The sequence below is a fragment of the Spongiibacter sp. IMCC21906 genome (assembly GCF_001010805.1).
Lineage (GTDB): Bacteria > Pseudomonadota > Gammaproteobacteria > Pseudomonadales > Spongiibacteraceae > Spongiibacter.
Genome location: NZ_CP011477.1, coordinates 1,501,697 through 1,524,790, shown reverse-complemented (window position 1 = coordinate 1,524,790; position 23,094 = coordinate 1,501,697). Strand labels below are relative to the sequence as shown.

Genomic DNA, 23,094 nt, shown 5'->3' with positions numbered 1-23,094 from the left:
CAAACGTGGTATAAAACGGCCCACATAAATAGTTAGCCGGATAAGCATGGATCCATTAACCCAAGGTGTTTTGGGCATCACCGCCGCCCAAAACACCGGCAAATCAACGCAATATAAAGCCAGCATTGCTGGCATTGGCCTGCTTGCCGGTATGGCTGCCGACCTTGATGTGTTTATTCGTGCTAACAACGATCCACTGCTATTTCTTGAATACCATCGACAGTTCACCCATTCGCTAATCTTCATCCCGTTCGCGGGCATCCTCCTAGGGGTGGTTCTCTACGGGCTATTTGCTCGACGTTCCCTCACCTTGCGGCAATCCATGCTGTTCGCCACCCTAGGCTACGCCACTCACGGCCTATTAGACGCCTGCACTACTTATGGCACTCAATTGCTTTGGCCCTTTAACAATGCCCGGGTGGCATGGAACATTCTTTCCATCATCGACCCTCTTTACACCCTGCCCCTTTGTATTTTGTGTGCCCTTGCGCTGTCACCAAAACGCAGCTGGGCGGCAAGGCTTGCGCTATGCTGGGCTCTGGCCTACCCCGGTTTGGGATGGCTACAACGGGAGCGGGCCGAATCGGCAGGGCTAGCATTAGCACAGAGCCGAGGACACCACGTCGAGCAGATCGAGGCAAAACCTTCTTTTGCCAATATTTTGTTATGGAAAACCATTTACCGCTATAAGGACCGATTCTATGTCGATGCTGTCAGAGTGGGGAGCAGCACCAAAATTTACCCCGGCGAAAGCCTGGCAGCACTCAATATTTCTCGGGACCTGCCCTGGCTACCGCCAACTTCGGTGCAAGCAGAGGACGTCGAGCGATTTCGGTGGTTTTCCAACGGCTATGTCGCACTGGACCCACTACGACCGAACCGAGTCATTGATATCCGCTACTCTTTGCTACCCAATGAAATTGATGCATTGTGGAGCATTGAATTAAACCCAGCCAAGCCCGAACAACATGTACAGTTTCAAAGCCACCGTGAAAACACCCGCAGTCAATCCCAGCGTCTTTTACACATGCTCAACGGATCGGATTAAGCACGTTCATAACCACAAGTTCACAAGCAACAAGACCAACGCAAGCAGTCAACCCGTGCCAATACCATTTGATTGTTTTGCATTCCCCCCGGCACAATCATTCACATTTATTCGGTCAGGCTTATTTTTATGACGATTTTATCCGTACTCGACCTTTCTCCTATCACCGAAGGCAGCAATGCCCGAGAGTCGCTACAACGCTCTAGAGATTTAGCTCAGCACTGTGAAAACTGGGGCTACCATCGCTACTGGCTGGCCGAACACCACAATATGCGCGGTATCGCCAGCGCGGCCACCGCCGTTGCCATTGGCTATATCGCCGAAGCGACCTCTAAAATTCGAGTAGGCGCCGGTGGGGTAATGCTGCCTAACCATGCCCCGCTTATTGTCGCGGAACAGTTTGGCACGCTAGAAAGCCTCTACCCGGAACGGATCGATTTGGGCTTGGGCCGGGCCCCCGGCACCGACCAGACAACTGCCCACGCCCTGCGCCGAAACCTGCACGCCGATGTCGACCAGTTTCCCAACGACGTTGTTGAAATACTGGATTATTTTCGTGCTCCTGAAGGGCAAACGGTGCAAGCCATTCCCGGTGCCGGACTGGATGTACCGGTGTGGATCCTCGGTTCCAGTTTATTTGGTGCTCAGCTTGCCGCAGCATTGGGCCTGCCCTATGCCTTCGCCTCCCACTTTGCACCAGCGCAGTTAGAAGAAGCCATCAAACTTTATCGGGAACGTTTTCGCCCCTCCAACTATTTAAATAAACCCTATGTGATGGCAGGGGTGAGCGTATTTGCGGCAGACAGTGATGAAGAAGGTAAGTTACTAGCCAGCTCCATGCAGCAAACCTTTGTCTCTCTGCGCCGAGGCAATCCTGGCCCGCTGCAACCGCCAATAAAAGATTATTTAGAAAATTTGGCCGCACCAGATCGCTTTATGCTGGACAACGCCATGTCTTGTGCCGCTATAGGCAACCCAGACACCGTAAGCCAATCACTGCGTGAGTTAATCGCCCGCACTCAGGTTGATGAGCTGATTATTGCATCGCAAATTTACGACCATGAGGCGCGCTTAAGAAGTTACGAAATCGTCTCAGAGATCAGTCCAGCGCTTGAATAACAGCCACAGCCGGCGACCCAAGCCGGCCTTCGATAGTTGCTGAAATGACTTCGATAGCCAGTGAGTAAAAGCAATAAAACTTGGCCAAATAATCGGCATCAGCACAACAATTTCAGTAATACAAAACAGGCGCATGGGGAGATAGCTTACTTGATACGCCCGACTGTGCCACTCGGGGTAATAACTCGGATATGCGTAGTGAAAAGCCAAAAAAAACACCAACAGCGCGGTGACCAAGCAGGTGAGGCGTTTGATATGAGGCGCAAGCATATAGCTGGATGACATAAGTAATAGTGGCAGCACCACCGCCGCCACCGCTTGCTGCCAAAGCCCAAACAAATACCCCAGCCAGGCCGATAGCCAATACCCAGCTGCCGCCAATATCGGCATAAGCAACAAAAAAATCAACCACCGCATGCTGTATCGAAGCAGCGGATGTGGACTGTGCCTAACTAAAGGCTTCGCTTCCTCCACATCTTTTGCTTCACTCACAATCCGGTCCTTGTTGGCTAACGCTAAATAATCAATCCTCTGCTGCGTCGATTTCAGACTATCAATAACAACAAATCAAGTCCTGCCTTTGCGAATAGCCATTAATTTGGGCTATTGGTGTAAAGCAGGTATTCACCAGCACCATTAAAAGACTTTACCCGCCAGCGATAACGGCCCGCCGAGCCATTGTAACTAATGCTCTCAATACTGCTCTCGGTTTCTGCTCGGGCAACCACACCCCAAGACTGAAACAAAAACCCAGTGAGCTTTTCTAAATAAATATCAAAGTCAGTCCCCTCTGCCCCCTCAAGATAAGCGACAAAATTACCACCGCTGGCATCAAAACCATTGCTGCCAGGCTGATAGTCTGTGCCACCAGATTGCAGACTGCCACTGCTCTGGGCGCATTCAGGACAAGGGCTGCTATTTGGCGCCTCAAGTACAAGGCTTGATTGTTGTTGACGGCTTTGAGCTGCCGAGTCAGTCACCGTCAGCGTCGCCGTGTAAGTGCCGTAATCGGCATAGGAATGGCTGATTGTTACGCCATTGCCACTCGTGCCGTCACCAAATTGCCAGGCGTAACTGCTGATAGCAACATCATCACTGGAGGCCGCAGCATCAAAGTCACAGCTTAAATCGCTGCAATTCACTTCAAAACTGGCCACCGGTAAGCGATCACCACCAGCCTCCCCGGGCACCGCCTGTAGTAAAAGGTTGGGCGAACCCGCAACATTGCTCACCTTGCCCGTACTCGCCACATCCAGCAGCTGTTGAAAAATCTCTGCGGGTGAAGCACCGGGATCATCTCCCAGCAAAATAGCAGCGGCACCAGCCACATGCGGCGACGCCATTGACGTGCCACTTAAATTTGCCACCGCGCTGTCGCCGGTATACCAAGCTGAACGAATATCGGAACCAGGCGCAAACAAATCAACGCAGCTCCCCCGATTAGAAAATGACGAGCGGCTATCCGAAATAGTCGTCGCCCCGACAGTCACCGCCTCGGCAACGCGGTTGGGTGAACCAAGACAGGCATCTCTGTTATCGTTGCCCGCGGCCACAACCACACTGATTCCTGCCGCTACAGCGTTGCGCACAGCAATATCGAGAGCTTCGCTACTACCTGCCCCCAAGCTCATATTGGCAACCGCCGGTGACTGATGATTCGCCACTAACCAATCCAGCGACGCAATAATGCCCGAGGTACTTCCTGAACCACCACAGCCCAGCACTCTCAAGGCATGGATCGTTGCCCCTTTCGCCACGCCCCATGTTGTTCCAGCTGCCGTTCCGGCAACATGTGTTCCATGGCCATTACAATCTTCAAAATCTTCTGGATCAACGGAGCTAAAAAGAAACCCCGAAGACACAAAATTACGGCTTTGCCCAACTCAACCACTAAAATCGCTGTGACTGCTTCGGATACCGGTATCAATAATATAAAGGTGGGTACCAGTACCATCACCAGTGTATTGATAGCTATTGTCTAACGGCAGTGCAGCTTGATCTATTCTATCTAGCCCCCACGGTGGTGACAGCTGTGTGGCTGCAATAGCTGCTGTCTGATCTTGCTCGACCAAGGCCACCAACGGGTTTGCTGCCAGCAAGGCAGCAGCTTCAGGTGATAGCTCGGCCACAAAACCAGAAAGCACCTGACTGAAGGTGCCAAGTAAGGTCCCCCCTACAGTGTCAAGCAAACCTATTAGTTGATCGACCAAGGGCAAGTTTAACAAGCCCAAGTCACCCAAAACGCCAACACTATCGAGTTTATTGAGCAGCACAATGTACTGGCCGTCTATGGGCTGGCCCGCAGCTAAACCATCCGACACCGACGGTTCAGACACAGCACCCGAGTTATCGTCGTTAGAGCTGTTGTTATCATCGGTATTCTCGCTAGCCGTATCAGTATCCGTCTCTGAAACCACCATATCCGACTCTTGCTCTGTATTATCGGCATTTTCATTGGCGCTTGTTCCGCCGTTATTGCTACCTCCACAGGCGGTTAACACTAAAAAAAATGCCACAAAGAGCAAACGACTCGAGTCAATTCGCATACCTACCCCTATATTTTTAATTAGAAATGACAACAAGCAGCGTGACTGAGACATAATAAAGACGTGAGAAACCCCCGCGAATACGTAGTTGGCGGTAGCCCCTAGGTAGTTACATCGATGAATCGCGCTTGATGAGCCGTTCTGGGAACTCGCTCTAGTTTATTTTTTTGACGAATTCAAAGAGACACTCTGAACTCAATGACAGAAGTGTATCGATGCCGCTAAACACTTACCTTGCGAGAGCGCACAAACGCTATATAAAGGTATTACTTAGGTACATTTAACGAAGATAGTCATCGCAAACACGTAGCAAAGCACGGAGATGCTTTTTCATTTGCGAAAGAAACTCCCGGGTTGCGCCGTGACTGCGACCAATGAGTTCCGCAATCTCTACGGCCGTAAAACCCTCCACCACCGCCCAAGACACCACTTGCGAACCTTCTGTATGACGACGGGAGAATTCAGCAAATTGTTTTTCAACACAGCGCTTAAGTCCTAATTGCTCATCAAATCGAGCTTGCTGGTCTTCCGGCTCAACCAGCTCAGACCAATCATCAACGCTTTGTTCAACATTGGAACGTTTAAAAAAATCCAACATTACCGACCGCGCCACACGCCACAACCATGCTCGAGGTGAACGAATTATTCCCGCCGCCCCAGTGCTACGCGCAATTTTTATAAAGGCTTCCTGACACAACTCATCCGCATCGGCATGAGCTAAACCCCTTCGTAGATAGAACGCCCTAAACCTCGGCGCATAATAATGATAGAGCGGCTTTAACGCCTCACGGGCATCATGGCCCCCCATTGCTATTTGCTTAAGCAATGCCGCTTCATCTATCGCTGCTGTCGTCATTGAACCTCCCCAATAGGCAAGGATAAATGCAATACCTTGATGCCCGAGAGGTCACAATCGCCATCAGCAAAACTCATTAACATGAGCTTGAAACGCTGACGTTGAGTCGCAGAGGTAAATTCTATTCGTGTCGTACGATTTGCTGATTCATAGTGGAACATTAAGCCGTTAATGCCAGCTAACTCAGCATAAAGCTGCCTTACTTCATCTAGGTTTAAGGCGACTATTTGTAATTCGGCCTGCTCCGAAGTGCCTTGACGACGGCAAATCGAAGACGCTGCTTCGCTCTTCGTTTCTGCCATTATTTGACGCTGCGCTTGAAAACCCGGTGCAGACATTACAGGCTTGGCGCTCTCTGGCATCGAATCGCGTAGCAAGGCGTCTGGGGCGGCGGATTTCTGCATCACCGTTGCAGGAAGCTCTCTGTAACTTGCCGATGACAATGGTGCGTTCTCTTTTAAAACAAGGGGTAACAACACACTGACCAGTAGCAAAACACTGGCCGCAGCAGCGAGGGGCGCCGACCATTTTTTACGCTCCGACAAGCCTGACGCTTTCGGCGTGTCGTCCTTCAGCAAACCTTCGGCATCAAGACGCGTGAGCAGCTTCTGAAAGGCAATATCGTTATTTTGCGGTTGCTGCTCTAGCAAATGTTGTCGCAGTGCCGCCGTCATGGCATCACCGGGCTGTCGCCCGGCAAGCTCATCTAACCACCCATCAATGGCATCGGCCATTAGCGATACGCTCCATTCATAGATAAATCGTGTTTCATGGATGCGTCTTGATTTTGCTCTATCTTAGTTTTGTTTTTAATGAGTGACGCCAATCTGGCTAAACTCACAAACTCCCGTTCAATATTATTGCCTTGCTGGGCAAGTGACTCTGTCCGACTCACGAGTGATGTAAAACTGGCGTTACCGCGATAATCCGAGTCACTCATTAATAAACCAAACTCCGCTACCGCGGCAGCCCACTGAAAATTTCTTGAAGACGCCTTACTTTGATGCGTATTCAATGCCTGCGCAATTTCTTTTGCGGGGCCGCCAGCAGGACTGCGATATCTCAATTTAATCAACATAAGCTCATCTCGGTTTGACGTTTTACCCTGGCGCTGCTGATAACGGAGCTCAATGTCATTTTTGTCCGTCGCGTATCGAGGTTCAATTTCATAGATAGCCGTTACCACTTGGCCCGCACCAAGCTCCCCTGCATCTTTTTTATCGTCTTTAAAATCTTCTGCTGCCATCCGTCGGGTTTCATATCCTAGCAAGCGGTATTTTGCGACCTGAGCGGGATTAAACTCCACTTGTAGCTTCACATCCTTCGCCACGGTTACCAAGCTGCGTTGAAGTTTATCTACCAGCACTCGACGGGCCTCCAGTTCACTGTCGATGTAATAATAGTTACCATCGCCATGCTGGGCCATTCGGTTCATAGGTCCGTCCCCTAGGTTCCCTTGGCCAAAACCTAAAATCGTGAGAAAGATTCCCATGTCTCTCTGGGTCTCTATTAGCTTAACCAAATCAGTGCTGCTGCGCTGCCCCACATTAAAATCGCCGTCAGTCGCCAGTATCACCCGGTTATTAGCATCGTCATCAAACTGACTCCGCGCAATTTGATAGGCTTGCTCGATCCCTGCGGCACCCGCCGTAGATCCCGCAGGACGAAGAGACTGCAAGGCCTGATAAATTTTGTCTTTTTCGCCACCATTGACACTTGGCAAAGCCACACCGGCGCTACCAGCGTAAGTCACAATGGCCACCCGATCATTTTTTCCAAGGTTTTCCACTAGCCCCTGAAACGCTTTTTTCAACAACGGTAAACGATCTGGCCCCTGCATTGACCCCGAGGTATCGATTAAAAACACCAGACGGTTAGGCCGATTTTCATTAGCCGATAACTCTTTTGCACTCAGCTGTACCAAGGCAAGCTGCTTGCTTTTATCCCAAGGAGCAACGCCCAACTCAGAATAAATGCTGACCGGTTGGCCGTCATCCGACACCGTGGTTTGATAATCAAAATAATTTAGCAGCTCCTCAATACGCACTGCGTCTGTTGGCGGCAAACGGCCCGCATTAATATACCGTCGTAAATTGCTGTATGAGGCCGTATCCACATCCAATGCAAAGGTGGACAGAGGAGATAGCTGGGGGTCTAAGTAGCCCTCCTCAAAACGGGTTTCGTAGCGGTTACTGCTTGGCACAGGAGCAATTTGTGGCGCCATGTTCCGTGTTTGAGCATAGCCCATCGCCATTTTAGATTGTGGGCTAACGCTTGCTGATAAACGAGGCTGACTGTAGGACTCATCAGCCATAGAGCTGACATGTTCGGCCTGCCGTAACGCTGCCGCTTGTCCACTTTCCTGCCGGCCTTCCTGACTGACATCATCCTGCATTGGCTGACACGCAGAAACAGCTAAAGCCAGGCCCAGGGCCAAAACAGGACTTGTAAGAAGTTTGTTCATGGTAATGCTCCAGTGATGAGGGTTCACTGGATAGACGACAGCAAAAGCCGAACTGTCAGGATAATGATTAAATTTCTTTCCTGACAGCCTTAGCTTGCTATTGCAAACGCCTCATTCAGAAAAATCAGGCTTTAAGGTATAGGGTCTATCTTCAGGACTTTCACGATGAACGCTGGAAGCGGGGGCCTCAGCGGGCACTGGCTTAGCTGCCGGCTTGGGGGCTACCCCTTTCGCTGTTCCAGCTCCAGGCAATGGTTGTCGATCTTTACGAATGGCCGCGCTCAATTCTTCAAGCAGTTTGGCAAAGGCCTTATTGCGATCCGACTTATCAAACAAATCGCCGTCATCTGCCCAACCAATTGTCGCGATCACGCGGCCAGTTAAAAAGTTTTGCAAAGACAATCCCAGCAACACTCGATCATCATTACCATCAACACTCAACTGCGCTCCAAGGGTTCGCTTTTGGTCTGCATAGGGCAGGTTTCGCACTTCTTTATCACCAACCACCTGTAATTGATTGCTGTTGAAGGCGTCCACCAGCTTTAAGTCCAAACCATAAACGCCACTGTTTTTACCCCGCTCAATCACCACATAGCGGTAATCAGCAAAGCTGAACCCCGGTGAATATTCAATGGACTCCCGACTGGCACATGCTGCTAGCAATAGAAATAGCCCCGCTAAAAAAGCCGTTTTTATTAAGCATCCCTCTCGTATCATCAACACTTTGCCCCTCATCTCTACAGGATATTTTTAATATATAGAACAGCACATACATGACACCAATATTTCACTTTACCCCTTTTCAGTGGCTACACCGCTTAACTTTAATGGAAGTGAAACCCTGCTGTCACCAAAGCATTACTTGGCATCATTAAGCTCTGTCGTCGACATTCTATAACTATGTAGTATTGGAGAGACAAACAAAATGAGCGAAGCAACCTTTGACCCCACTCGCTACAACCACAGCAGTAACGAGCCTTTTTCACGCGTTCTGGATAAAGAGATTTCTCGTCGCCGGGTTTTAAAATCCAGCGCCGGCATGGCCGCATTGACGATGTTTAGCGGTGTTGGCCTCTTCGGCTGCTCCGATGATGATGACAACAATGGTGGCAACTCAGAAACAACACTGGGTTTTGAATCTATCGCGGGTTCAAGAACTAATGCCGTTGCCATCCCCCAAGGCTACTCTGCACAAGTTCTCGCACCCTGGGGCACCCCTCTCAATAGCAGCGCTAACACCTGGAAAGATGATGGCAGCAATACCGCTGAAGATCAGGCTAATGCCGTGGGCATGCACCACGATGGCATGAGCTTTTTCCCCATCAATGACAGCACCACCGACGGTTTACTATGTATTAACCATGAATATATTGACGCAACAGCTCTACACCCGAATGGTCCTACTGCAATCGACGACATGCGCACCGTTGTTGATGAGGTTCGTAAAGAGATCAACGCTCACGGTGTTAGCGTGGTGCGGGTACAAAAAGCCAACGGGACTTGGAGCGTGGTTGAGAACGACCCGCTAAACCGTCGCTACACTGGCGCGACCGAAATGGACGTTGCCGGGCCGTTGGCTGGCTCGGAATTTCTTATTACCAAATATGCACCAAACGGCAATGTCGCACGCGGTACCTTAAATAACTGCGGTAGCGGTGAGTCGCCTTGGGGGACCTTCCTGACCTGTGAAGAAAACTGGCCCGGTTACTTCACAAAAGCAAGTGGACGCAGTACAGGAGATGACCGAGTTGGTATTGAGGATGAGGGCACCCGATACGCGTGGGAAACACTAGCTGGCAATATTGCCGAAGTGGATGACGAATTTAGCCGTTTTGATGCCACACCCAGTGCAGAAACTGCCGCCGGTGACTACCGCAATGAGACCCACGGTCACGGCTATGTGGTAGAAATTGACCCATACACGGCTGAATCCCGTGCAGTTAAGCGCACCGCCCTTGGCCGTTTCCGTCACGAGAGCGTGGTCTACGGTAAGTTGGTCGCAGGCCAACCTGTCACCTTCTACTCTGGCCACGATGGTCGCTTTGAATACTTGTATAAGTTCGTCTCGACAGCAGTATGGGATGCCGCCGACGCCAACCCCAGTGACCGTTTAGCCGTGGGCGATAAATATTTAAATGAAGGCACCTTATACGTGGCTAAATTCAGTGAAGGTGGTGTGGGTAGCTGGCTTCCACTGGAAAGCAGCACTGCAACTACGGATGGTGGCACTCTGGGCGATACCTTCGCCACCCAAGAAGCCCTGATTCTGGATACCATTCGTGCCGCTGACATGGTGGGTGCAACCCCAATGGACCGCCCCGAATGGATTGCCGTCGATCCTAAAAATGGTGTCGTGTATTTAGCCCTGACTAACAACACAGACCGTGAAAATGAAACCAACCCGGCCAACCCCCGCTTAAACAACGCTTTTGGTCACATCATTCGCTGGATGGAAGGCAGTGACGCAACCAGCTTTGATTGGGATATCTTTGTATTTGGTTCTGATGATGCCAGTCCCGCCTCGGTTAACCGCTCCGGCCTGACTGAGTCGAATCAATTTGCCAGCCCCGATGGCTTGGTTTTTGACAGGCGCGGTATTTTGTGGGTTCAAACCGATAACGGTGCCGACGAAGTCGAAGAATATACCAACGATCAGATGTTGGCGGTAATACCCTCCAAATTGGTAGACGAAAACAACAACCTGGACGTGGTAACCGCCGAAAACCAAATGGAGCTGCGCCGCTTCTTTGTGGGCCCCAACGGTTGTGAAGTCACTGGCCTTGCGTTTACGCCAGACCATAAAAACTTCTTCGCCAATATCCAGCACCCAGGCAACTGGCCATTCAGTGCTAATGCCGCGGAAGAAACCCCCACTGGAACGGAAATACGCCCTCGAGCAGCCACCGTTGTTATTACAAAAGATGACGGCGGTGAAGTCGGCATCTAAAAACAATCAACAGATAACAGCCAAATAACAATAAGAATGACTGGGGCGGCCTTTGGGTCGCCTTTTTTATTGCTCTGTCCCGTCCTGAAATAAGCGAACTTACCACAAATAAGCCCAACGGCCGTCCCCCCTGACCCAAGGTAGAAACACCGTCCTCGGCTGGCTTCATAAGCATTCAGTCAACACTTGACGTAACTTTAACCCCTCTTTATATAACGGAGGGCTACTACTGCTACCAGAGAGCACTAAAAGAGCAAATTAATGGCATTTTGAAACAGGATTTTCTGTTCTCTCAGCGTGGAAGCGGCTCCTTAAAAGCTGGCAATCTATATCAGGGCTAGACGCCCAAATTAAGCACTAAAGGTAAAAGCAATAACAACAAAATTACTATGTTTAACAGTAGTCTAAGGTCGATATTGACTGCCACACAACCCCGCCATAAGCAGCAGATATAGACGCTATCACCCTAATTTATAAGGGGTTTCTCAGTCCTCTCACGGCGACAATATCAGCAAGAAATGTCGCTTATTTGAGCGTAATGTACTATCCTACGCGGCTTTGACTGGAGGCTAAGCGGTCAGTTTCAACTAGCATCGGCGATCACAGCAATGGGGGCGGTTTATCCGAATTGCTTGAAATCGCAGTACCGAGTTAGATGAAAATACCGCAGTCACTGCACATTTTTAACAACAACGGATCATTAAAAATGCTCATAGGAATTCCCAAAGAACTCGCTGCAGGGGAAAATCGCGTCGCGATCATCCCCTCGGACGCCAAGAAGCTCATTAGAGCTGGCGCTGAGATTCAAATTGAGGCAGGCCTTGGCGCCGGCTCGGGTTTCAGTGACGAAGAATATAAAGAAGCTGGCGTCACGATAGGCGAGAGTCGCGACAGCATTCTAGGCTCAGCAGATATCATCCTTCGAATCACCAAACCCAGCGAAGATGAAATCAGCAAACTCAAGAAAGGCGCGATTCACGTCAGCTACCTCGACCCTTTCAATGAGCATGGCTTGATCAAAGCGTTTCGCGATCAAGGCGTTACCGCTATCAGCATGGAGATGATCCCTCGCTCTACTCGCAGCCAAAAAATGGATGCGCTGAGCTCTCAGGCCTCGCTGGCAGGTTATGTCATGGTGTTGCTGGCAACCACAAAATTGCCACGCATTCTGCCCATGATGATGACCCCTGCTGGAACACTGAAGCCCGCTACCGTGTTTATTATCGGTGCCGGTGTGGCAGGCCTGCAGGCTATTGCTACCGCCAAGCGCATGGGTGCGAAAGTCGTTGCCTTCGATACGCGCTCAGTTGTCGCTGAACAAGTTCGCTCACTGGGCGGTAAGTTTTTGGAAATTGATTTGGGCGAAACCGGCCAGACCAAGGATGGCTACGCCATGGAGCTGACTGAAGAGCAGCGCCAATTACAGCTGGAAGGCCAAAAGAAACAAATCGCTGAATCTGACATTGTCATCACAACCGCACAAGTATTTGGCCGTAAGCCGCCAGTGCTGGTGACAAAAGACATGGTTGCAGGCATGCAGCCCGGTAGCGTGATTGTCGATATGGCAGCAGAAACTGGCGGTAACGTCGAAGGCTCTGTTGCAGGCGAGACCGTAGATGTTGATGGCGTGACCATTATTGGTAATGGCAACTGGGCGAACTACGTGGCCCGGGATGCTAGCCAGATGTATTCTGCAAACCTCTTTAACTTGGTGGATGAAGGCTGGGATGGTGAGCAAAAAGCCATGATCGTCGACTTCGAGAACGATATCCTGCAGGGCTGTGTCATTACCCATGGCGGCGAGATCGTAAATGAAACCATCAAAAATCTAATTAACTAGGAGACGAAGATGGATATTGTTTTTCTGGCCTTCATCCTGATGCTGTCCATATTTTTGGGCTTCGAACTGATTAACAAGGTGCCAGCCACCTTGCATACACCATTGATGTCAGGCTCTAACGCCATCTCTGGTATCACTCTGGTAGGTGCACTTACCTCTGCGGGCGCCGAGCACACTGTGCTGGCAACCGTACTCGGCACGATCGCCGTTACCATGGCCACTATCAACGTTATTGGTGGCTATATGGTGACTGATCGCATGCTGGCCATGTTCAAGAAAAAAGAGGGAGCATCTAAGTAATGGGTATCGATCTTCTGGTCAACATGTCCTATGTGGCATCGGCCGTACTGTTTATCTTCGGCCTCAAAATGCTGGGCTCCCCTGCCACAGCACGAAAAGGTAACCTCGTCTCTGCACTGGGTATGTTTGTGGCTGTTGTGGTCACATTGCTACACCACAGCATCATTGACTACAAATTCATTGCTCTAGGCATTGTACTTGGCGGCATTATCGGTGCTGTTGTTGCTCGCTCGGTGGCAATGACCTCCATGCCTGAAATGGTCGCACTATTCAACGGCACTGGCGGTATCGCCAGCCTGCTGGTTGGCTGGGCTGCTCTTTATGGTTTTGAAGCAAACACCTTTGAACTGATCACGATTATCTTATCGATCTTGATTGGTGGCGTGACCTTTACAGGCTCTTTGATTGCTTATGGCAAGCTGAGCGAGAAAATGCCCGGTCGGCCTCTGGTCTTTGTGGGTCAGCGGTTTTTCAATATCGCCCTGATCATCGCCATTATCGTGTGCTCGGTGCTGTTCGCTATTTCCCCTGAAGTTAGCGCGTATCTTTATATTGTGATCGCACTGTCTTTTGTACTGGGTATTATGCTGGTTATTCCCATTGGCGGCGCCGATATGCCAGTGGTTATCTCTCTGCTTAACAGCTACTCCGGTCTGGCTGCCTGTGCCGCCGGTTTTGCCATCAACAACATCATCTTGATTGTTGCCGGTGCATTGGTGGGTGCCTCAGGTATCATCCTGACCCAAATCATGTGTAAGGCAATGAACCGCTCCTTGAGCAATGTGTTGTTCAGCGGCTTCAGCGCTGTCGCAGCCGGTGGTCCTGCCGAAAAAATCGAAGGCGAAGCTAAACCCATGTCCGCCGACGATGCTTACTATGTATTGGAAGCAGCCACTAGCGTAGTGATTGTGCCCGGTTACGGTATGGCCGTCGCCCAGGCCCAGCACGTTGTAAAAGAGCTTCAGGAAATTCTGGAAAAAAATGGCGCAGAAGTCGTTTACGCCATCCACCCGGTTGCGGGTCGTATGCCTGGCCATATGAACGTGCTACTGGCTGAAGCGGATGTGTCCTACGACCTATTGCTGGAAATGGACGCCGTCAACCCACGGATGGATACCTTCGACGTGGCGATCGTTATCGGCGCCAACGACGTTGTTAACCCTGCCGCTCGCGAAATGGAAGGCAGCCCGATCTACGGCATGCCCGTGATCAACGTAGACATGGCGCGCAATGTATTTGTACTAAAACGCTCTATGGCTTCTGGCTTTGCCGGTATCGACAACCCGCTGTTCTTTAAAGACAACACGCGGATGCTGTTCGGTGATGCAAAAGAAATGCTCAGCAATATCATCAAGGCTTTCTCTTGATCACTACTGCTGCATAGGCAATAAATAGCCGCGTTCTATAATAGAACGCGGCATTGCCAAGCCCCCAAAAAAGGGGGCAATCTTATCCCCCAGAAAAACCCCCTCAGCAAACTCACTTCGATATTACTGCTGCAACAAATCCAAGTCTGCTTTAGCTTCTTGATTCTGCTGCTGCCTTAGGTACTTGCACACCACCTCTGAATCCACTCCGTCCGCATCAACACCAAACCATGTCTCCACTCGGCACATATTCCCAGTTAATACTCGATAGCAATATTTCTGGCATCCAAACGATATGATTTTGACAATGTCGCAATACACACGACATCGTTTTAATTTTGCGCATGCACTTTTCTATTGTTGAAGAGAGGGAGCAAGGTTACGCTTGAACAGCCCTTACTTACGCAAGAGAACTGAGCATAGAGGAGCACATCCTCAGGATGCGGTTTTCAATGACCAATAAAAAAAGGCTGCTCAATGGCAGCCCTCATCAGCACATAAACGTTGTATTAACCAATACCGGATAAACTCTATTTTTCTGGGGTTTTCTTATTGGCAGCACCAGAAATAGGCAGCGTTTCCATTTCAATCAGGTTCGATTTCATCATCGCCAGCAAATCAGCAAATTTTTCTTCGTCGTCTTCTTCGATGCCTTTAAGAATTTCTTCATTTAAACGACGGGAAACCGACTCGATTTGCTTTAATACCTCAGCGCCCTTTGGCGAAATCAGCACTCTCTTAGAGCGACGATCATGCTTGTCAGGCACTCGAATAACAAAACCGCTATCTTCTAGACGATCAATCAAACCGCCTAACGTCACCTTGCCCACATCCAACAAGCGCGCTAATTCCACCTGCATATAGCCTTCACCGTCGTGGCGGGACAAATTACTCAGCACCCACCATTGTGAACGAGTGATGCCAAGAGGCTTAAGATGCTGGTCATAAACAGTGCGCCGTAGCCTTGAAACATCGTGGATCAAAAAACCCACGCGAAGATGACGCTTGTTTTCATCTTTCTTGCTGCGGGAAGATGAAGATGACTTATCGATCATTTGAGTTATTTCGCTCTATTTTCAATGCTTTATTATACGCAAGGATACCATTTTTTATCCAGCACTTTCCCTGTAAATTAAGCACACTTGAACAGCTCTCGTTGCGCCATCTTAATAGGAAATACAGCGGATTTATCTACATGAACCAGAAAATCAATACAGCCGCAAAGACGTCTGGACAGACGATCACTACTTATCGTATGCTTCGTTACTATTAGATAGGTAAGATAAATTCCTGGCATTTCAAACCGCCGTTTTTATCTCGTCACACAATCAACGGAGAATGCTTGATGTCCACCCTTCTAGAAGACAAAGTTATCATCGTGACCGGTTCTGGACGCGGTGTCGGTGAATGCATCGCCCACTACTGCGCAGAAAAAGGCGCAAAAGTTGTCGTCAACGACCTTGGCAAAGATGAGCAAGGCAACAGCACTGCAGATGGCGTTGTTGCGGCTATCAAAGAAAACGGTGGCGAAGCCATTGTCTCCAAAGACAATATTGCAGACTGGTCCGGTGCCGAAAAACTGATTCAAGCCGCCATGGATACCTGGGGCAAAGTTGACGGCATTGTGAACAACGCTGGCATTCTCCGCGATCGCATTTTTCACAAAATGTCTGAAGAAGAATGGGATCAGGTGATTAACGTTAACCTGAAAGGCTGTTTTAATACGGCTCGGGTTGCTGCACCTTATTTAAAAGAACAAGGCAGCGGTTCTATTGTTCACATGACGTCATCATCAGGCTTGGTCGGCAACTTCGGCCAATCTAATTATTCTGCCAGCAAAATGGGCGTGGTTGGCTTATCCAAATCCATCGCATTGGATATGCAGCGTTTTGGTGTTCGTTCTAACTGTATAGCCCCCTTCGCCATGACCCCTATGGTCATGAACGGCATCCCAAAAGAGACCGAAGAAGAAAAAGCCCGCTGGAAAATTATCGAGCGCATGGAGCCCCGCAAGGTTGCACCACTGGTTGCTGCACTGCTGTCTGACTCAGCATCTCATATCACTGGTCAAATCTTTGGTGCTCGTGCTAATGAAGTGTACTTTTTCAGCCAGCCTCGCCCAGTACGCACTGCCCATATCGGCGATGCAGACGGTATCTCGGCAGAAGCTATTGTAGAAAGAGTGTTTCCCATGTTTAAAGACGATTTCTACGATCTGGACCGCTCTATGGACGTGTTCACCTGGGATCCAGTTTAAACATCTCCAAGCCGTTTTTTTGCCGACCCCCGGGTCGGCTTTTTTTTGCCTAAATCGCCCCTCACAATCATGTGAAGCAACAGTGTCGGACTCTATAAAGTCAGGTGCTAACAACGCTACTCAATAGCCCGACCCGGCGGCATACACAGGTCAAAGAGAATGAAGTACTTTGAAGATTTTAAAACAGGCCAAACTTTTATCGGCGACGCGATCTACACCATTACCGAACAAGAGATTATTGATTATGCTCGCGAATGGGATCCTCAAGCGTTTCATATTGATTCCCAAGCAGCAGCCAAAACCGAAATAGGCAAAATCTTTGCCTCTGCCCTCCACACTCAAGCCATTACCAACAAGCTGGCCCACGCCAACGGTTTTTATAATATTGCGATGGTTGCCGGATTTGGGGTAGATGAAATGCGCACTCCGCGACCGGTCTTCGGTGGCGACAAACTCACCTTAAAACTCAGTATTTTTGATGTTAAAGAATCCCGCAGCCGTCCCCACCAAGGGATTGTGACCTTTGCGTTTGCGGCATATAACCAGCTTGAACAACCAGTGATGAGCTACCGTCTTACATTGCTGATTAACAGAAGAGGGAAGCGTAAATAAGCACCGTTGCCAATAAAAAAGGCCACTGCAACCAAAGCCGCAGCGGCCCAAAAGACCCGAATGGGGTATATCCGGGGTTAAATCCAAAATACGGTTTTTAGCTCAACAAGCTTGCCACATCAGCAACATCGTCTGGCGAGGGCTCAAAGCCCATCGGCTTGTTCAAGGCACGCCCCAAAGCCAAGCTCGCTTCCGAGTGCTGCAGAACAATATCATCCAAGGCGGGCTCATCAAGATTGGCCGTAATTACATCACCAATCCTGCTGCGTATAGCCCGTGCTTCAAGCTGCAGCTGTGTCATCCCCAATTCAGGGTTCGCTAAAACGCTATCAGCCTGCTCAATTAACTCAGTCAATTGTTGCTTGCTCTCACCGGCTTCAAGCAAGTTAGCCATATCTTTAGCCATCCCCGCATGCTGCTCAATATCTTTGCGTAACACGCCATGCAAACTTGGCAAATTAGCCAATGCAATCTCAATTGTCGCCATAGACAGCTGCATTTGTTGCTGCGCTAGCTCGTTGTCACTATCAATAGCAGGCAGTACATTATCTTTCAAAGACTTAACAGCTGCTTTAAGTTGAAGCTGAATATCGGGAATCATGCCTTGGCCTCCTTTAAAGTTTGCGTCAACCCGGCCAGCAAGAGGTAGCCAATCGCAGATAACCAACTCACCACGATATCCTGATGGCTCTTACCTCCATTGGCGACACGATAACCCGTTCCCATCACAATAATGGCCGCCTTCCAGGTATTCATCACGTCGTAGTATTTCATCCGCACCGGGTCAACAGGCAAGCCCGTCGCCTTTTCGTAGGCAGCGAGCATCTCATCTTTAGGCATAAGACCGCTGGCCAAAAAGGTTTTGCCATCTTCGGCAAAATGGCCAAACTGGTGGGCCGTCAGCCAGCCAAGATCCTGGTGGCGATCTCCCAGGGTAACTAATTCCCAGTCTAACCAAGCAGTAACTTCAGCTTTGCTTTCATCAAAAAGAAAATTTCCGCTACGCATGTCGTTATGAATAATCGACACATGATCCACCACCGGCGCATTGCGTTTCAGCCAGTTTGCGGCAATCTGTATCAAGGGTTCATCTTCGCCCCGGTCTTCTTCCCATACTCGGTGCCACCAGTTAATTTCTTTAATAACACTATCATTACTTCCAGCCGTGATTTTATCGAAACCGGGTAAGTCCACGGCACTGGCATCAAAGGCATGCAGCTTAGCAATATGCTCAACAACCTGTGGAGCTAGCTTTTCACGCAGTTCCGGGCCAAAGTTAAGGCCAACTCCTGTCACTTGCGTAGAAGGGATATTCGTTGGCTTAGCCACCCCAGTTACAAAACCATAAATAATGGCTGGATAAGGAAGGTATACCCCCTCTTCATCAATCCAATAGCTTGGCGCCACAGGCATAATGCCAGAATCAGCAATAAACTTGACGATTTCAGCCTCGCGCAAGAAGCTGCTTTCCACCACGGGTTCCATTGGGCTCATACGCAGCACCATTGGTGTAACGTGCTCAGCTTCCTGACCACTTTCACCCTGCCATGTCAGCTCAAATGCCATCTGAAGCATTGAGGCGCCACCTGATAACCAACGTGGCTTGGCAATCGAAAATGAGCCGGAGATTTTGGCTTCAAGAAGCTTGGAAACACCGGCAACCAACTCATCCAAGGTCACAGGCGTATAGCCTTGTTTGCGCTTTGCGCGGTTTTGCATTTTCCGCGTAAGCACGACATCTACTTCTTTATCGGTGGGAAATCGCCGGCGCAGCTCTTCTATAAACGCATCACTGGGATGCTGCCGAAGGTCGTCGGCATTCAAATCACTCTGCATAAACATTACCTTTTTATTTTTAGCTATCGCTATTTTATCGGGCCATTCTTTTTAAAGAAGTTCAAATACTCAGTAGACCAGTATACTTCCATCCAGCCAATGCCCTCCTGACCATCGTAACTTGCTCGTGCTGCACCTTCACGCAACACACAGGACTCGGCAGGCGGTAGCGCATGATGGGCATAAAACGCAGCTTCGATGGTGGTTTTTCTACCCAACTCATCCGTCAGCACCGTTGATACGCTTTGGTGCCAAAGATCATCATTAAATTGAACATCTGTTTGTATCGCGCTCACCTCGGCCATCACACCGTCTTTCACCACATAGCCCCGCAGGTTCTCTCGTCCCAGCGCAAAATACCGCCAATAGTGAACAACAATGCTGCCATCGGCAGACTGCCCTTCGTACCAATTGTAAGTATGGAAAGCCTCCCACACTCTGGAGCCCCAGCTATGATCTCGGTGAGCAAAACTGTCAAATTCAATCACGCGGTCTTTAAAGCTGATTTTGCCTTTGGTCTTGCCCGACTGCTCAATACGGTTAATGGCCGTATATTGCGGGCAGCCATCTTTATGAGAGCCGTAAGCATAGGGAGGATGCAGCGCATCAAAGCTGAATTCAATCGTTGCCAACTCAGTCTCCCAACGCACATCGGCATGTTTAAATTTTAAATCCTGCCGCATGGAAAAATTTTCGATTTGCCAGTTGGCAAAGTTCATATCATCCGGCACTTTGCGGTCTGGCAGGCGCTGCTGGATCGGTTCATCCCCAGCACCAGGGCCAAAAATGGCTAAGGCAGCACCGGCCTCCCCCGCCTTGTTCACCCAGGTATAGGTAAAGGCGGCGATACCTTCTTCTGGCAACACAATCGTGTAGGGAATCGACTCTCTGGAAAAAGGGTTGTCGGCCAAATCATGGCGATCATCATGAATAGGATCCAGCGCCAAATCAGGTCTACTTAACTTAATATCATCAGACATTTTATCTTCCTATTATTGTTAGCTCGTTAGCATACGGACAATGTTTTCAAGACAAATACTAAACGCCATGCCGTGACATAACTTGATTATTTGCGAAATAAATTTGATATTATACGAAACTCAACAAAATAAATGCCCCACACATGAACCTAGTCAGAAGCGGTGCCCTCACTGGATTTAAGCCCTTGGTAGCCCAATTAGGCGCAAATCCAATTCGACTGATCCAGGATGCGGGCCTTAGTGACGCTCAGTTTCGTAGCCCAAACACCTATATTTCGTATATCAAAATGGCTCTACTATTGGAAAAAGCGGCCCTCCAATGTACAACGCCATTATTTGGTTTAATACTGGGCAGCCATAATTCACCTGGTGTGCTTGGAGACCTGCCCACAACGGTCTCCCACGAAGCGACCGTCAGTCGAGCTCTAGCCGAGCTGAGTCGTCATATTTATCTAGTCGCCCGAGGGGTACACATTACCCAATCTACTTTGGGTAAAAATACCCTCGTCCAATTAAGCTTTGATTTTAAAAGCCCTCTTGGCACTGCCCAGCTGCTGCAACTGTCTGTGGCGCATTTAGCCAATATTGCCTCCAGGCTAATGGGGGTTGATCGCTTTTCCCTGTCATTGCACCTGCAACAACCCCTGCCAACACTGGACCACACTCACAACTGCAGCTTTTATAATGCGACCCATTTCAACAGCAGCTTCGATGGCTTACTCGTCCCAGCCACCACGCTAGAAAAAAAACCGGTTATTGATGAAGCCGCTATTCAGTATCACTTCCACGAACGTCTCAGGGACCTCCAAGCCTTGCACCCCAACGGCTTACCCAGCCAAGTAAGGGCGATTATGTCTCAACTGCTTGCAGCGGGAGAGTGTCGTATTGAGGCGATTGCCGCCAACCTGGATATGCACCCCAGAATGCTGCAAATCAAATTAAAGGCCGAACAAACCAGCTACCAAACCCTGCTCAAAGAAACCCGCCAAGCCATCGCTGAAGAAAGTCTCATCAACGGTAAGATGCCCATTACAGATTTGGCACTACATTTAGGATTTGCGGATATTGCAGTGTTTAGTCGAAGTTTTAAAAGCTGGACCGGCTATTCACCCAGAGCTTGGCGCAACGCTTTTTCGAGCCAAACATAGCAACAATGTATCACCACAAGCTAGCGCAAGAAAAGAAACAGCGCGCGGGATTATTTTAAAAACCAGGATTATTTAAAAACAAAGTAGCAATGCGGAATACTGAAATAAAAAGGAGATAAGAACAGTGGGAAAGATTCGCCCCGAGAAGACTCTCGGGGCGGAGGCAAATTATTTTACAAATTTGCGGAAGTCAGGCTTGCGCTTCTCGTTGAACGCATTAACACCTTCTTGAGACTCATCAGTGTCGTAGTACATTTTCACCGCATTCAACGACAGCATGCTTACACCACGAATAGACTCGCTATCCGCATTGAAAGAACGCTTGGCCAGTGCCATTGCCGTTGGGCTGTGCTGCATCATTGTCTCGCACCAGCTAGTGACCTCTGCCTCTAGCTCAGCAGCAGGTACTACCTTGTTGACCAGACCCATATCGCACATTTCCTGGGCAGTGTAACGCTTACACATATACCAGATTTCACGAGCTTTCTTCTCACCGACAATGCGTGACAGGTAAGCCGTACCCCAGCCTGCATCAACAGAGCCAACTTTAGGGCCTACTTGTCCCATTTGAGCGGTATCAGCAGCAATCGTCATATCGCACAGCGTTGCCAGTACGTGGCCACCGCCGATTGCATAACCATTGACTGCTGCAATAACAGGCTTGGGAATATCACGAATAGCAGACTGCAGTTCATCAATAGGCAAACCAACAACACCACGACCATCGTAATCGCCATCGTGGTTCGACTGATCACCACCAGTACAAAATGCTTTCTCACCAGCACCGGTTAACACAACAACACCCACTTCTTTGTCGCTGGCTGCTGTCAGAAAAGCGTGGATAAGCTCTTCAATAGTCTGGCCACGAAAAGCGTTGTAAACCTTTGGGCGATCAATGGTAATCCAAGCGGCACCATTGCGATTTTCGTAAGTGATATCTTCGTATGGAGTTGAAGCAAACATAATCAAATCCTTATCGTTTCAATAAGTGTCAGAGCACTTAGCTCATAGTCAGACCGCCGGAGATAGAAATCGCCTGGCCAGTCATGTAAGAAGCATCTTCTGTACCCAAGAAAGCAATCAAACCGGGGTAATCAGAAGCTTGGGCCATACGACGCAGCGGAATACCGCGAGCCATAGATTCTTTCCATTTTTCAGCTTCTGGGCCAGTACCCACTACCGCTGCCATTGCAGGAGTGTCGGTAGGTCCGGGACAAACAGCATTAACCAGCACGTTGTTACGCGCCAGCTCACGAGCCATAGATTTGGTAAATGCGATAGTGCCGCCTTTACATGCTGAGTAAACGGCTTCGTTGCTTGTACCAACACGACCAGCATCAGAAGCAACGTTGATAACACGGCCTTCTTTGCGCTCTGCCATACGCTTGCAAACAGCAGCGTGCAGGTTAATAGGGCCCATCAAGTTCAGGCTTACAATTTTCTGCCAAAGATCAGGACCTGTGCTCAAGAAAGGCGCTGGCTTATCCCAACCTGCATTGTTTACCAACATCCAGATAGGACCAAGCTCTGATTCTGTCTTATCAACAGAGGCTTCTACAGCATCCAGGCTAGTAATGTCAGTAACATAAGGAGAAACTGAGCCTGCAAACCCTGCGTCTTCAGCCTTTTTAGCAACGCCTTGGGCGGCTTCAAGGTTAATATCAAAAAGCGCTACTTTGCAGCCCTCTTCTGCCAAGCGAAGGACAATGGCCTCGCCAATGCCGCTGGCACCACCTGTTACGATGGCTACTTTTCCGGTCAAACCTTTCAAGAT

Annotated in this window: 22 protein-coding genes; 9 read left to right on the top strand and 13 right to left on the bottom strand. The window is 49.5% G+C overall.

The window, feature by feature from the left end; translation table 11 throughout:
• Positions 1-46 precede the first annotated feature (46 nt).
• Both IMCC21906_RS06960 and IMCC21906_RS06955 read left to right on the top strand, forming a co-directional pair.
• The gene (locus IMCC21906_RS06960; protein WP_047011561.1) at positions 47-1,048 is read left to right on the top strand and encodes a metal-dependent hydrolase; all 1,002 of its coding nucleotides are present in this window, start codon (positions 47-49) and stop codon (positions 1,046-1,048) included.
• A gap of 129 nt (positions 1,049-1,177) precedes the next feature.
• The gene (locus IMCC21906_RS06955) at positions 1,178-2,167 is read left to right on the top strand and encodes an LLM class flavin-dependent oxidoreductase (protein WP_047011560.1); all 990 of its coding nucleotides are present in this window, start codon (positions 1,178-1,180) and stop codon (positions 2,165-2,167) included.
• Here the strand turns inward: IMCC21906_RS06955 and IMCC21906_RS06950 are convergent.
• From IMCC21906_RS06950 to IMCC21906_RS06925, 7 genes are all read right to left on the bottom strand, one after another.
• The gene (locus tag IMCC21906_RS06950; protein WP_156166011.1) at positions 2,141-2,659 is read right to left on the bottom strand and encodes a hypothetical protein; all 519 of its coding nucleotides are present in this window, start codon (positions 2,657-2,659) and stop codon (positions 2,141-2,143) included. The genes IMCC21906_RS06955 and IMCC21906_RS06950 overlap by 27 nt on opposite strands.
• Before the next feature lie 101 nt (positions 2,660-2,760).
• Positions 2,761-4,029, bottom strand: a complete 1,269-nt coding sequence (locus IMCC21906_RS17060) for a S8 family serine peptidase (RefSeq protein ID WP_082117390.1) — start codon at positions 4,027-4,029, stop codon at positions 2,761-2,763.
• A gap of 21 nt (positions 4,030-4,050) precedes the next feature.
• Complete coding sequence (locus IMCC21906_RS16285; RefSeq protein ID WP_052763418.1) at positions 4,051-4,713, bottom strand: protease inhibitor I9 family protein; 663 nt, start codon at positions 4,711-4,713, stop codon at positions 4,051-4,053.
• Between the two features lie 280 nt (positions 4,714-4,993).
• The gene (locus IMCC21906_RS06940; RefSeq protein WP_047011558.1) at positions 4,994-5,569 is read right to left on the bottom strand and encodes an RNA polymerase sigma factor; all 576 of its coding nucleotides are present in this window, start codon (positions 5,567-5,569) and stop codon (positions 4,994-4,996) included.
• A complete protein-coding gene (locus IMCC21906_RS06935; RefSeq protein WP_047011557.1) occupies positions 5,566-6,303 on the bottom strand; it encodes a hypothetical protein in 738 nt (245 codons plus the stop codon). The genes IMCC21906_RS06940 and IMCC21906_RS06935 overlap by 4 nt, the downstream gene beginning before the upstream one ends.
• Positions 6,303-8,033, bottom strand: coding sequence for a VWA domain-containing protein (locus IMCC21906_RS06930; RefSeq protein WP_047011556.1), 1,731 nt, complete (start codon positions 8,031-8,033; stop codon positions 6,303-6,305). Before IMCC21906_RS06930 ends, IMCC21906_RS06935 begins: the two co-directional genes overlap by 1 nt.
• 111 nt (positions 8,034-8,144) lie before the next feature.
• Positions 8,145-8,750 carry a hypothetical protein gene (locus IMCC21906_RS06925; RefSeq protein WP_047011555.1) on the bottom strand — a complete coding sequence of 202 codons (606 nt, stop codon included), beginning with the start codon at positions 8,748-8,750 and terminating at the stop codon, positions 8,145-8,147.
• A gap of 208 nt (positions 8,751-8,958) precedes the next feature.
• Here IMCC21906_RS06925 and IMCC21906_RS06920 point away from each other — a divergent pair, with 208 nt between their 5' ends.
• The 4 genes from IMCC21906_RS06920 to IMCC21906_RS06905 all read left to right on the top strand — a co-directional run bounded on the left by IMCC21906_RS06920 (position 8,959) and on the right by IMCC21906_RS06905 (position 14,487).
• Positions 8,959-10,980 (top strand): PhoX family phosphatase, encoded by a 2,022-nt coding sequence (locus tag IMCC21906_RS06920; protein WP_047011554.1) that lies wholly within the window; start codon positions 8,959-8,961, stop codon positions 10,978-10,980.
• Positions 10,981-11,686: 706 nt separating this feature from the next.
• The gene (locus tag IMCC21906_RS06915) at positions 11,687-12,820 is read left to right on the top strand and encodes an NAD(P) transhydrogenase subunit alpha (RefSeq protein ID WP_047013220.1); all 1,134 of its coding nucleotides are present in this window, start codon (positions 11,687-11,689) and stop codon (positions 12,818-12,820) included.
• A gap of 9 nt (positions 12,821-12,829) precedes the next feature.
• Complete coding sequence (locus tag IMCC21906_RS06910) at positions 12,830-13,120, top strand: NAD(P) transhydrogenase subunit alpha (RefSeq protein ID WP_047011553.1); 291 nt, start codon at positions 12,830-12,832, stop codon at positions 13,118-13,120.
• Complete coding sequence (locus IMCC21906_RS06905) at positions 13,120-14,487, top strand: NAD(P)(+) transhydrogenase (Re/Si-specific) subunit beta (protein ID WP_047011552.1); 1,368 nt, start codon at positions 13,120-13,122, stop codon at positions 14,485-14,487. The genes IMCC21906_RS06910 and IMCC21906_RS06905 overlap by 1 nt, the downstream gene beginning before the upstream one ends.
• A gap of 530 nt (positions 14,488-15,017) precedes the next feature.
• Here IMCC21906_RS06905 and IMCC21906_RS06900 read toward each other — a convergent pair.
• Entirely contained in the window at positions 15,018-15,542 is a 525-nt protein-coding gene (locus IMCC21906_RS06900; RefSeq protein ID WP_047011551.1) for a MarR family winged helix-turn-helix transcriptional regulator, read from the bottom strand.
• Positions 15,543-15,832: 290 nt separating this feature from the next.
• Between IMCC21906_RS06900 and IMCC21906_RS06895 the strand changes: the two genes are divergently transcribed.
• Both IMCC21906_RS06895 and IMCC21906_RS06890 read left to right on the top strand, forming a co-directional pair.
• Entirely contained in the window at positions 15,833-16,744 is a 912-nt protein-coding gene (locus IMCC21906_RS06895; RefSeq protein ID WP_047011550.1) for an SDR family NAD(P)-dependent oxidoreductase, read from the top strand.
• Between the two features lie 159 nt (positions 16,745-16,903).
• Entirely contained in the window at positions 16,904-17,356 is a 453-nt protein-coding gene (locus IMCC21906_RS06890) for a MaoC/PaaZ C-terminal domain-containing protein (RefSeq protein WP_047011549.1), read from the top strand.
• A gap of 97 nt (positions 17,357-17,453) precedes the next feature.
• Here the strand turns inward: IMCC21906_RS06890 and IMCC21906_RS06885 are convergent, their stop codons facing one another.
• The 3 genes from IMCC21906_RS06885 to IMCC21906_RS06875 are packed head-to-tail and all read right to left on the bottom strand — an operon-like array spanning position 17,454 to position 20,172.
• Positions 17,454-17,957: a hypothetical protein gene (locus IMCC21906_RS06885; protein ID WP_047011548.1), complete on the bottom strand. Its 504-nt coding sequence runs from the start codon at positions 17,955-17,957 to the stop codon at positions 17,454-17,456.
• Positions 17,954-19,192 carry a phosphotransferase family protein gene (locus tag IMCC21906_RS06880; RefSeq protein ID WP_047011547.1) on the bottom strand — a complete coding sequence of 413 codons (1,239 nt, stop codon included), beginning with the start codon at positions 19,190-19,192 and terminating at the stop codon, positions 17,954-17,956. Before IMCC21906_RS06880 ends, IMCC21906_RS06885 begins: the two co-directional genes overlap by 4 nt.
• 29 nt (positions 19,193-19,221) lie before the next feature.
• On the bottom strand, positions 19,222-20,172 hold the full coding sequence (locus tag IMCC21906_RS06875) for a hypothetical protein (protein WP_047011546.1): 951 nt from the start codon (positions 20,170-20,172) through the stop codon (positions 19,222-19,224).
• A 143-nt stretch (positions 20,173-20,315) separates the two neighbouring features.
• On the opposite strand from IMCC21906_RS06875, the gene IMCC21906_RS06870 reads away from it, so the two are divergent.
• Positions 20,316-21,320 (top strand): AraC family transcriptional regulator, encoded by a 1,005-nt coding sequence (locus tag IMCC21906_RS06870; RefSeq protein WP_047011545.1) that lies wholly within the window; start codon positions 20,316-20,318, stop codon positions 21,318-21,320.
• A 168-nt stretch (positions 21,321-21,488) separates the two neighbouring features.
• Here the strand turns inward: IMCC21906_RS06870 and IMCC21906_RS06865 are convergent, their stop codons facing one another.
• A complete protein-coding gene (locus IMCC21906_RS06865; RefSeq protein ID WP_047011544.1) occupies positions 21,489-22,283 on the bottom strand; it encodes an enoyl-CoA hydratase-related protein in 795 nt (264 codons plus the stop codon).
• A 37-nt stretch (positions 22,284-22,320) separates the two neighbouring features.
• Positions 22,321-23,091: an SDR family NAD(P)-dependent oxidoreductase gene (locus tag IMCC21906_RS06860; protein WP_047011543.1), complete on the bottom strand. Its 771-nt coding sequence runs from the start codon at positions 23,089-23,091 to the stop codon at positions 22,321-22,323.
• Positions 23,092-23,094: the final 3 nt, after the last annotated feature.